General features: G+C 49.9%; 10 protein-coding genes. All 10 read left to right on the forward strand.

Translation table 11 applies throughout. The features are described from left to right. On the forward strand, positions 1–208 hold a 208-nt coding region (locus tag QF669_09105), incomplete at its 5' end, for a FlgD immunoglobulin-like domain containing protein (protein ID MDP6457587.1). 249 nt (positions 209–457) lie between these two features. After that, positions 458–3,907, forward strand: a complete 3,450-nt coding sequence (locus QF669_09110; GenBank protein ID MDP6457588.1) for a fibronectin type III domain-containing protein — start codon at positions 458–460, stop codon at positions 3,905–3,907. Positions 3,908–4,098: 191 nt separating this feature from the next. Further along, entirely contained in the window at positions 4,099–4,833 is a 735-nt protein-coding gene (locus tag QF669_09115) for a hypothetical protein (GenBank protein ID MDP6457589.1), read from the forward strand. 41 nt (positions 4,834–4,874) lie between these two features. After that, complete coding sequence (locus QF669_09120; protein MDP6457590.1) at positions 4,875–5,072, forward strand: hypothetical protein; 198 nt, start codon at positions 4,875–4,877, stop codon at positions 5,070–5,072. Positions 5,073–5,198: 126 nt separating this feature from the next. Next, complete coding sequence (locus QF669_09125; GenBank protein MDP6457591.1) at positions 5,199–7,256, forward strand: FG-GAP-like repeat-containing protein; 2,058 nt, start codon at positions 5,199–5,201, stop codon at positions 7,254–7,256. Positions 7,257–7,392: 136 nt separating this feature from the next. Then, complete coding sequence (locus QF669_09130) at positions 7,393–7,560, forward strand: hypothetical protein (protein MDP6457592.1); 168 nt, start codon at positions 7,393–7,395, stop codon at positions 7,558–7,560. Between the two features lie 74 nt (positions 7,561–7,634). Continuing rightward, positions 7,635–8,315 (forward strand): hypothetical protein, encoded by a 681-nt coding sequence (locus QF669_09135; GenBank protein MDP6457593.1) that lies wholly within the window; start codon positions 7,635–7,637, stop codon positions 8,313–8,315. Positions 8,316–8,856: 541 nt separating this feature from the next. After that, positions 8,857–10,611 carry a serine hydrolase domain-containing protein gene (locus tag QF669_09140; protein MDP6457594.1) on the forward strand — a complete coding sequence of 585 codons (1,755 nt, stop codon included), beginning with the start codon at positions 8,857–8,859 and terminating at the stop codon, positions 10,609–10,611. A 2-nt stretch (positions 10,612–10,613) separates the two neighbouring features. Continuing rightward, a complete protein-coding gene (locus QF669_09145) occupies positions 10,614–11,588 on the forward strand; it encodes an MBL fold metallo-hydrolase (protein MDP6457595.1) in 975 nt (324 codons plus the stop codon). A gap of 37 nt (positions 11,589–11,625) precedes the next feature. Beyond that, a partial coding sequence (locus QF669_09150; protein MDP6457596.1) for a membrane dipeptidase occupies positions 11,626–12,217 on the forward strand: 592 nt, incomplete at its 3' end.

Raw genomic sequence — 12,217 nt, forward strand, 5'->3', positions numbered from 1 at the left:
GCAGCAAGCGGATGTGGAGCTGACGATCTATAATGTACTGGGCCGTCAGGTGGCAGTAGCAGTTAACGGTTGGCGGGAGCAGGGTCGGCACGAAGTGATGTGGGACGGGACGGATAATTTCGGTAGGTCTGTAAGTGCCGGTGTTTACCTTTATCAGATCCGGGCGGGTGATTTCAGCCGTACGCGCAAAATGCTGCTGCTGAAATAACATCCAAAGCCACCGCTGACTCTGCCCTGAAGGCGTTACTAATCCCGGGGCGGGTTGGTGATGATGTACCACATGCATCTTTGCCTGTGGGAGTATTGTTTAAGCACTTTTATTGCGCTAAGAAAAGTGTAGTATTCAAACTGAAAAGCTCCTGAGAGAAGTGCATCTGAATAAGGAGCCTTAAATAAATGAATCTGGTGTGCTAACATACGTTGACCTTTCCTGATTTATAGACTACATTCGGATGGAGTGAAATCGACACAGCGAAAACTCACGGGACTGATCATAATGGCAGTCTTCCTGGCTTCGGGGTGTGACAGTCCCCCCGAAGTGACCATCGATATGCCGGCGGCTCAAGAGTCTGTAGCTGAGGTGGTGAGGATCGAATGTACCGCCACGGATGACGATTCGGTCACCCGGGTGGAATTGTGGGTTGATGGTGATTCTACAGGGCTGGCGGATGACGAGGAGCCGTTCACTTTTGCCTGGAATACTAAAGAATACACCGACCGGTCATCACACGCTCTTGTTGCCAGGGCTTACGACGTCGCCAACCAAGCGGGGGAAAGTGATACCGTTACGGTGACCGTGGACAACCGGCGCTCGTATCCTCAGCCTTTAGGAATTACTTCTACGGCATTCAGAAGCGGCAGATATACAATAGTTTGGGACCGTTCCCGCGATGCGGATTTTGCTTCCTATCGGGTGGAGAAGTCCAGCGAGCCGTCGATGACTGACTCAAGGGTGATCTTCACCTCGGAGAGAGTGTCTGATACATCCTACGTTGATCGAAAAATCGATCCGCTGCAGCCTCAGCACTACCGTGTGATAGTCATCGATACGTTAAGTTTTGAGAGCGAGGGGCCGATCCTGACTTCGCCCATCTATCCGCCTCCGAAAGCGATCGATATCATGTCTGTCACTTACGATTTTGAAAAGATGACCGTGGCTTGGAGCTCATCACCGGATGGCAACTTCCGTGACTATCAACTCCTCTATGCGGCCTCGCCCACCGGCAGTAAAAAATCTCTGGCACGGTATTCAGATAGAGCGGTATCAGAGCATGTTTTGGACGATTTTGATCCCACAAAGGAAAACTGGTTCTGGATCAGGAGCACCAACAGCTATGACCAGACGACAACGGGGAAAGGCGCCTCAAACGAAGTGGACAGCCCGCCGCCAAGAATTGACGTAAAGACGGTGAAGTATGACCTCAAAAAAATGGCGGTAACGTGGGACAAGTGTCAGGAGACTGACTTTGAATCCTATGAGCTTCTTTACGCCCAGGAAGAAACGGGTCCAAGGACTCTGTACGCTACTATTACCGATGCTGATGAAAACAGCTACCGGCTGACCGACTACGATCCAACTCACAAGAATTGGTTCTGGGTCCGGACGACCGACTACTGGGGTCAGACCTCAGTTGGCCGGGGGATAACTAATAAGGTCGATTCTCCTCCCCGGGAAATAGCCGTCAGATCTGTGAAGTATACCCTGGATGAGATGGTGGTGAAGTGGAAGCGCTCCAAAGATAAGGATTTTCAGAATTATGAGGTTCTCTATTCTGAAACGGAAGGAGGCGAAAGGGTATCGCTGGCGACGATTGCTAGCAGGAAGAAGACTTCCTACACACTCACAGAATTTGACCCGTCACACGAGAACTGGTTCTGGATTAATGTGGCTGACAGATGGGGACTGGAGTCGGTGGGTAAAGGTAAATCCAATAAGATTGACGCGCCGCCACAAACGGTGGATATCACTGCGGTGGAATACGATGACAACAGTATGACTATCAGTTGGGACCAATCCACAGAACCCGACTTCTTCTCTTATACACTGCTCTACTCAGAAATGGAAGACGGTCCCAGGCGATCACTGGTCACCAGCAGGGACAGCAGCAGGACTTCTTATGTTATGCGCGATTTTGATCCCACTCATGAAAACTGGTTCTGGGTTAAGGTTAGTGATAAATGGGGTCTTACGTCCACTGGCATGGGAAAATCGAACGAAGTCAATTTCCCTCCGGAGCCGCTGGATGTAACTTCCGTGAACTACGACCTGGAGAAGTTCGTTTTGAAGTGGGAGCGGTCCGCACACCCTGATTTTGTCTCTTATGATCTTCTCGTTTCGCACACGAGGCAAGGTCGTAAGCGGGTGATAGCCAGTTTCGCTGATCGGGAGATAACACTCTTTTCACTCGTCGGTCAAGGGAAGTTTGACCCCTCACGGGAAAGATGGTTCTGGATAAGGACCACGGATCATTGGGGTCAGGAGTCGTTTGGCAGGGGATATAAAGTGCTGGATGACAATCCTACCGAGCCGATCCTCGCTGAAGTAGTCTATCGCAACGATTCGTTCTATTTCACATGGACCAGGAATCCCGACGATGACTTCAAATCTTATACACTATATCAGTCATCACAGGCTGATATGAGCACTGAAGAAGAGATATTTTCCAGCTCCGTAAAGAGCGATACCACCTTTGTCCTGGAGGATGTGGGACCGTGGCACACAAAATACTATCGTCTCGAAGTGCAGGACGTCTGGGGACTGACCACTTCATCTGTTCCTGTTACAGGCGACTCCCACAGCTGGTTTGTCAAAACCTATGGCGGTACCGATCCAGAAAGAGGTCAATCCGTACAGCAGACAGAGGACGGCGGCTTCATTGTAACGGGACAGACCTACGCCTCAGACAAGAACGGTGATGTATGGCTGCTGAAGACTGATCCGAAGGGGCGTGAGGAATGGAGTCGAACATTCGGCGGTGAAGGGACAGATCACGGTTACTCTGTTCAGCAGACCGTGGACGGAGGTTATATCATCGCCGGTTTTACGGAAGCTTATCGTGAAAAGTGGAGTGATGTCTGGGTTATCAAGACCGATGAACACGGCAATCAGCAGTGGAACCGCACCTTTGGTGGTTTCAAGTGGGACAAGGCACATGCCATCCAGCAGACCAGAGATGGTGGATATATCATTCTAGGCTACACCTTTTCCTTTGGTAGCGGTGACTCGGATATCTGGCTCATCAAGACGGACAGGCAGGGCGATCGGGAGTGGAACAAGACCTTTGGCGGGTCGAACTGGGATTACGGTTATTCTGTCAATGAAACGGACGACGGAGGATATATTATCACTGGCTACACGGAATCGTTCGGTCGCGACTGGAGCGATATCTGGCTCATCAAGACTGATTCTCTGGGCAACGGAGAGTGGAACAGGATATTCGGTAACCGTGAATACGACTACGGTCATCTTGTGCAGCAAACTTTAGATGGGGGATATATTACAGTCGGTGTCACCCGTGCTTTTTACCCGGGATTTGAGGACGTCTGGCTCATCAAGACAGACCGGGAGGGGAGGGAAGAGTGGAATCGGACTTTCGGCGGCCGGAGCTGGGATAAATGTTATGCGGTTGATCAAACTTCAGATGGCGGTTTTGTTTTAACTGGTTCCACGCAGCTCATGGAAGACAGGGGGTCTGACGTCTGGCTTATAAAAACAGACAGTCAGGGAATCAGCCAGTGGAAGCGTCTGTTTGATGCCAGCGATAGTGATGATGTATATTCTGTTCATCAGACTACCGATGGAGGTTATGTGATTACGGGATTTACCGAATCCGCTGTTGAAGGTGCCAGTGACCTTTTGCTGATCAAGACCGATCCCGGTGGAAATGTACCGCCCGACGGTAAGTGACACATCTCAAAACAATTTAGAGACTAAATATAATTGTAACAATTGATCTGTAAATGGTCGGATGGACTTTATCAACCAACAATGGTTGACTTTACAGTCTTTCATGTTTAATTTTTTCGTTGCTGGGGGAGTTCAAAGTCCGTCAGGCAAAAGTAATCATCCTTAGAAAATACACAACAAGGAGGTGTCTCATGTTAAAACGAACTATCGTTTCGGCTGTTGCTGTGGTTTGGTTTGTTGGGATACATGCTCAGGATCAACCGATTGTTAACAGTGGAGGATATTCAAAAGTGTACCAAGGAAAAGAAGCCGCTTTTGTCAAAGATGTTTCCTCTCACGTCTCTGAATGGCATGGGGAGGGACAGTGGAACCAGTTTGGCTCATTGGTACTGTCCGGTCCAAGATCAGGTCAATACTTCATCGGCACGACCAACCACTACTGGAAGGAATATGATAATAGAGTGACCACCGATGCTCATGACAAAGATTGGGGAAGAATCTTGAAAAGATATATTGAAGAAAGTAGTGGTATGCTCTATTATGTCAAAGTACCTGAAGCCAGCTATAATGACCGGCGTTCCCCCATGTTTTTACTCACATATTTGTATTGTAAACCGGGAGATGTAGGTAAAAAACTGGACCTGATTGGGAAGATCAAAGAAGCAGCTGAGAACACAGACTATGAACGATCTTGGGGTATTTACAATGTCCGTGGTGGAAAAGGAAGTGTTCTGGTGACTGTGGGCAGAATGGACGGTATGGTCGACATGGGTCCGGCAAAAATGTCATTTCTTGATATGTGGGTGAAAACATTTGGTGAAGAAACAGCTGCTGAAATGGCGTCTACCTGGTACGACACCCATACGAAATCCGTAGAGGAAATTCACCTTTTGATTGACAGCATGTCCACACCTCCTGCAAATTAACTAAGTGTAATTTTCACCCATTGCACTTAACGGGTATTCTAATGCTCAGGATCGTAACCGTTTCGATTCTGTTGGCGTCCACAGTAGCTGGCCAGCATACAGTTGGTGACAGCGTAAAAAACTTCACAGCTCCGTACTGCTTTGCCGAGAGCGATTCCTTCAAGTTGTCAGATTACTTTATGGATGAAGATAATGGAAAGTACTACGTGCTCTGGTTTAACCTGTTTACATCCTGGTGACCATCCTGTCAGGCGGAGGCTCCGCTTACGGAAACCATCTATCAGACGTATAAAGATCAGGGCCTGCGGCTGATTGGCTTCGGCTTCGACTGGGACCAACCCTACAGTTGCTCCGGCTGGGGTGAGATGTTCGGGCTCACCTATCCCATCGCCGATGACAGCGAATGGTCAGCGTGGGATCTTTTCGGCATGGGCTACATTCCGCACAATATCATAATCGATCATACCATGACGGTGCGCTATACCGATTACGGATTCGATCAGAAAGCTGTTCTGGACGCCATCGAGGATGCCCTTGACGGAGTGTACCAGATGCTGGGAATTCCGAGGCTCGGTATTGAGTCGTATGAAATCTCCACGCTTCAGGAGAATGACTACGATGGTGTGTTGAATCCCGGCGAAGGAGGCGTCATTTCTGTCACTATCATGAATGAGGGGGGATTTGCCACCGCCACCGACGTGACATGCACTATCAGTGCTGATGATCCGGATATTTCCATCATGCCCAGTTCATTTGCCGTTTCAGGCGATCTGGAAGCGGGTTCTAGCATTTCCAACGATGAAGATCCGTTCGTATTCGAAATCGCCGCTGATGCGCCGCAAAAGACCATTCCCGTAACATTGACAGTATCAGCCGCCAACAGTGAAGGATTCAAGACGACTCAGACGCTCAATGTCAAGGTGTTGCTTGCTCAAGCCGGATTCCCCTTTTCGACAGCGAGTGTTGTTCACACGGCGCCCATCGTTTATGATATTGACGGCGATGGGGAGAACGAGGTAGTGGCCGGTACAGATGATTACTCCGTCTACGCCGTCGGCAGCGATGGAACACTCGAATGGACATATGTCACGGGAGGCAGTATCAAGTCTTCGCCGGCCGTAGCCGATCTGGAGGGAGACGGCGACGTGGAGATCGTGGTGGCGGCCGATAATTCAGCCGTTTACATTCTGAACGGTGACGGCTCCCTTCAGGCGGAGTACACCGTTTCGGGACTCATCTCCACGACAGCGCTCAAAGACCTAGACAGTGACGGTGATCTGGAAATCATTTTCGTAAACAGTCCGGGGAGCCTGTTTGTCATCAATCATGACGGCACTGAGTTTGAGTCCTTTCCCGTTGCGGTGGGCGATGGACCGCTGCTGAGGGCTCCGTCTGCGGGAGATCTGGACGGGGACGGGAATGCTGAGATTGTTCTCGGTACACTGAGAAGCAATGTGTGGGCTTACTCAGCGGACGGGGAGCCGCTGGATGGTTTTCCCTACGTGGCTGATGACAAAGTTTACGCCGAGACGGCACTGGCCGATCTGGACGGTAACGGGACTTCGGAAATCATCATCGGTACCGAGAGCGGGAAACTGGAAGTGATCGATCATACGGCCGAGCTCGTCTGGAGCTACGATGCTGATGACAAGATCAGGATTTCGCCCGCTGTCACCGATATGGATCAGGATGGAGATCTCGAACTGTTCTTCGGAACCGTCAGCGGGTCGATCTACGGTCTAAGCAATGAAGGCAACGACCTTGGCGGCTGGCCTCTGCTGACTGAGAAAGAACTGATCTCTGAGCCTGTCTTCTTTGATATGAATAACGATGACGTTGCGGAAATCGTTATAGCGCTGTCGGACAGTTCCGTCTGGGCATATTATTCCGACGGCGAAGTGGTAAAGAATTTCCCGGTGACGTTTGAAAGACCTGTTGCGGCAGGCCTGTTCATCGGCGACGTAGATGGTGACGGTGATGCAGAAGTGGCGACGGGGACAACGCGGGCGATTGAGGTTGTAGACGTCAAGACGAAAGCCGGAAAGAGCAAGTTCTGGAGCATGTATCGTGGCGGCCTTGAAAGAACGGGCGATTTTGCTGACGCCGGTCTGCTTTCTGTGGCATCATCGGCAAAGGCACTCCCGGACGCTTTCAGACTACTGCAAAACTATCCTAATCCGTTCAATCCTGAGACTACCATCAGGTACGATCTCCCACAATCATCGAGGGTGAGTCTCATCATTTACGATCTCATGGGACGCAAGGTGAGAACACTCGTAAATGCTGAACAACAGCCGGGCTATAAACGTGTCATCTGGGATGCCACGGACGATATGGGGAGGCAGGTCAGTTCAGGCATTTACATTTATCGTATAACCGCGGGTAAGATGACACTGAGTAGTAAGATGGTGCTGCTAAGATGAAAACTTGTTCATCGTATCCACCGACTGGCGGAGTATAATTTTGTTAATTGAGATTCAAGGACAGCTGGTCTTAATTCAGATTTGAAAGGAAAGTGATATCATAGCGGAATATGTCTGTTCGAAATGCGGTATGGGGGTGACAGGACTTACCTGCACGAGCTGCGGCAGTGAACTGGTACATGACCATATCACAAGAGATGACGGTACGAAGGTTGAAGTATCCAAGTGTCCCAACGGCTGCGGCATGATCAAATCGCCCACATGTTGCGGTCACGATATGGCTGCCGCTGATTTAAGCAATTGATTATATCCCGGCCATGTTGTGATCTATTCTTACTGATCCTTATTGTGTTTTTCCCTTTTGTTGTGAGCTCAGGCATGCAAGGCGATAGAGTTTTAACATCCGTTGAACTCGCATCTATTCGCTTCGAGGTGATAAATGGAGGTGAATCATCGAGGCGCTATATCTGGCTTCACGGGGATGAGCAGACGGCCAGGATGGCTATCGAGGCGCACATGAAATCTCATCCGGGACTGGCCTTTATCATAACTGGATCTGAACGTGAAATACAGTTTGAAGGGGGAATGCTTGATCCAAACAGGATGTTCTCCCGCGAAGGGGCCAGGAAGAATTTGCACAAATTCAATCCTCACTGGTCAGAAAAGAAGATGAACAGCACCCTCGAAAAGCTGGATCGAGATCGTGAAAACTTCCTCACCGCCATCACACCGCCCGACAGTGGATTGATCATCGCTCTGCACAATAATCTCAGGGGGTACTCTGTTGATGATGAAATCGATAACAGCAATGAGGTTTCCATCAAAAGCGATCAGAATCACCACAACTTCTTCCTCTGTACTGACAGAGATGATTTCACTAAGTTGTCACGCTCACCGTTTAATGTAGTTCTTCAGGCGTCAGCTGATGGGGAGGATGATGGTTCTCTCTCCCGGGCCATGGCCAGGCGCGGTGTACGCTATATAAATATCGAGGTGAGACTCGGGTGGCTGAGCCAGCAAAAAAAGATGTTGAACTATCTCGAATCAATTCTCGATTAGACCGAAGTTTCTTCCATTCGGTCTCCCAGGCGAAAGTGGAGATCACTAATATTGCTTTCTTTGCTTAGCCCCTGTTTAATCCCACACACGCAGCCATAGATCGGTCAATCGATTTACAGAATCTTAACCTCTGAAGTGATGGAAAGTACCGGGTGGCTCACCCTTCCACTTGTCTATTGATCAAAACAGTTTGAATTGCTTTCGTGTACGTGTAATAGTAAGGTTGTGCTCGCCGTTTGGATGCAGATCCAACCCGGCCGAGTGAAAGACCAGATGGGTAGTTCTGATGAATAGAGACGATGTGCGAGAATTACGAATCGCCGCCGCCGGTAGAGTCAATATGGAAGTTGATACTGGCGAAATATAACGTGTGAACGTAAAACCATTCGATGTTAATAGGAAAAATGTGCTTACATTTTTCCCTGAGGCAAACGTCTTAATTCCGCAACTTGTGGATCATCGGAGCAAGACGTCGAGTTTCAAATCGAACGCCATACGAATCACACCGTGTAGAGTTAAATGATGATAACGGGAGTTTAGCATGTTGAGAAAAGTAATCTTGCTGTCAGGACTGTTATTTCTCTTTGGCTGTGCTACAATCCCCAGTCAGCCTGCGGTTCTTCCTCAGGAAAACTATGGCACAGTCATTCAGGAAACCTCTGAACAGATCCGCAAGCTGATGCGTAAAAACGACGTTGTGGGTCTCAGCATCGCCCTTGTGGATGATCAGCGGATCGTCTGGGCGGAGGGATTCGGCTATGCAGACAAAGGGGAAAAGATACCAGCTACCGCGGAGACTGTTTACAGAGTAGGTTCTATTTCAAAACTGTTTACGTCAACTGCCGTCATGCAGCTCGAGGAAAAGGGAAAGCTGAATATTGACAGCGCCTTTGTACGGTACGTGCCAGAATTTTCCATCCGTTCCCGCTTTCAGGATGCACCCTCGATCACACCTCGAACAATGTTGACTCATCATTCCGGCATTCCGGGCGATATTCTAAAAGGATTTATCACCCGCAATGCTTCTCACTATTCAACAGTTATCGATGATTTGAAAAGTGAGTATGTTGCCTACCCCATCAACTTCGTCTTTGCGTATTCGAATGTTGCCATGTCTCTCCTCGGTTATATGGTAGAAAAGGTTAGCGGCGAAGATTTTGTGCAATACATTGAAGGACAGATTTTTGAACCCATTGGTATGAATCACTCCTCGTTCGGGATGCCGCCTCATATTGAGAAACTGTATTCAAAGAGTTACAGGGAGGGGAAAGAATATGAGGATCCAGACATACGGGAAGTCCCGGCCGGCAAGATGGTTTCCAATGTGTTGGATCTGTCCGATTTTATCAGTATGGTCTTCGCCGAGGGTACTGCCGACGGCAATCAGATTATTCGACCGGAAACACTGGATGAGATGCTGACAGTTCAGAATGCAGACGTTGAACTGGATCTGGATATCGAGTGGGGTCTCGGCTGGTCGTTGACACGGGGCGCTGGACTCGGTTATGCGGGCAAGGTAGCGTCGCACATGGGATCGACCGTCGTCTTCCACAGCTTGCTGATTACTCTTCCTGAACAAAAACTGGGTATTGTGGTACTCACCAATTCTGAGAGAGGGAGAACCGTTGCGGATCAGGTTGCGCCGAAAATTTTGAAGCGTGCTCTGGAGCTTCGTGGCATCAAAGCGCCCAAAGTGAGCGATCCGCCCAAACTTGTGCTGGAAAACGAAGGAGACCTGTCACAGTATGAGGGAATCTACTCCTTTCCGTTCGGCAGCACCGAAGTTGAATCACAAAAAGGGCGGTTGAGGGCTCGAATTGATAAGATCAAGATTGATCTCATTCCAAACGACAGGGACACCTATACACCACAACTGAGACTGTTTGGCCTCTTCCATAAGACCATCTTTGATCAGGAAGTTGAATTCCTTGAAATGGGCGGAATGAGTTTAATCTCCGTAACGTCCGACGGATTGAACAGGATATTGGCTCAGAAAGTGGAAGAGACCCCCATTCCCGATAGTTGGCGGCGGCGGGAGGGAGAATATGAAAATATAAATAAGGGAGAGGATATCATCTTCGTTGAAGATCCATCCCTTGTCGTTGAGGACGGCCTTCTCATATTCGAGGGCGAGATTATGGACGATAGAATAAGGGGTATTTTGCAGCCTATTGATGATAATGAAGCAATCATGATTGGACTCGGACGGCACATGCGTGAAACCTTCAGGGTGGTGAAGGATGAGAACGGCGACGAACTTTTGTTGTACTCCGGTTATCTCATGAAGAAGCGATAGACGTGCGTTTCAACTCAGGACAGCGGCCGGTAAGGGGCGAGTCTAACTTCGACATGACTGATACCTTCGTTCCCGTGTCACTGTTCGCCGTTCTACTGTGCGCGATGCTCAATTCGTTCAATTACCTTTCTGCGGGCCAGTCGGGAACTGCGGTGGTACTCCTGGGGACGGGAACGCCCAACGCTGATCCCGATCGATCCGGTCCTGCTGTAGCTGTTGTCGTAAACGGTCAGCCTTATCTGGTCGATTTTGGTCCGGGCGTCGTTCGGCGGGCCGCTGCTGCATCCCGTTCCGGCGTGGATGCGCTCGAAGTCACCAATCTGACGCGCGCATTTGTGACTCATCTCCATTCTGATCACACCGTCGGCTATGCCGATCTCATCTTCACACCGTGGGTACTCGGGCGAGCGGTACCTCTGCAGGTATACGGTCCGAAAGGTCTGAGAGCCATGACACGGCATCTTACCGCGGCTTACCGAGAGGATATCAAAATCAGGCTCAACGGGCTCGAACCGGCGAACAGTACCGGCTACAGAGTGGAAGCTCATGAGATTAAGCCGGGTGTCATCTATGAGGACTCCAATGTATCGGTGACAGCCTTTCCCGTGGAGCACGGCAGCTGGCGAGAGGCGTTCGGATATAAATTTGTATCTTCAGACAAAACAGTAGTCATATCCGGCGATGCACGGCCGAGCCAGAGCATTATAGATCAGTGTAACGGGTGCGACATTCTTGTGCATGAGGTCTATTCTGCGTCCCGCTTTCGCCAAAGACCCCCGGAGTGGCAGACATATCATGCGAGTTTTCACACCTCCAGCACAGAACTGGCAGAAATTGCGTCAGCGGCCCGGCCCGGTCTGCTGGTCCTGTATCATCAGCTTTTCTGGGGCGCCACGGAAGAGGAACTCCTGAAAGAAATATCATCTCAATATGACGGCAAAGTTGTTTCAGGCCGTGACCTTGAGGTGTATGAATGATCGTATTCAGCAGTCAGAATTGAAAGGGGATAACTTGATAATCAGAAGAACCGTGCTGTTACTTTTCTCTCTCTTGCCTGTCTTCTTCGCGTGCAGTTCGGGAGAAGATTCGGCTCTCAAGCAGAAAGCTGATGAACTTGCGCACAAGTACATTATCACTGACGGTCACATCGATATTCCGTGGCGGCTATCGAAGGAGATGGAAGATATTACCGTACGGACCGAAGGGGGGGATTTTGACTACGTCCGCGCCACCGCCGGCGGACTCGATGTACCTTTCATGTCCATTTACGTTCCGGCGTCCTACCAGAAGACAGGGGGCGCCAAGGTGAAGGCCGATACCCTTATCGATATGGTGGTGTCTTTGGTGGAGGATCATCCTGACAAGTTCGCCCTGGCCCGATCGCCCGATGAAGCGCAACAGAATTTCGAAAACGGCAAGATTTCATTTCCCATGGGGATGGAGAACGGTGCGCCCATAGAGGGAGATCTGGCCAATGTGGCGTACTTCCACGGGCGGGGTATCCGTTACATCACGCTGACGCACGCGAAGGACAACCACATCTGTGATTCATCCTACGACACGACGGGAACATGGGGCGGATTGAGCCCTTTCGGCCGCGAAGTGG

Source organism: Candidatus Neomarinimicrobiota bacterium (assembly GCA_030743815.1).
Taxonomy (GTDB): Bacteria; Fidelibacterota; Marinisomatia; order Marinisomatales; family S15-B10; genus UBA2146.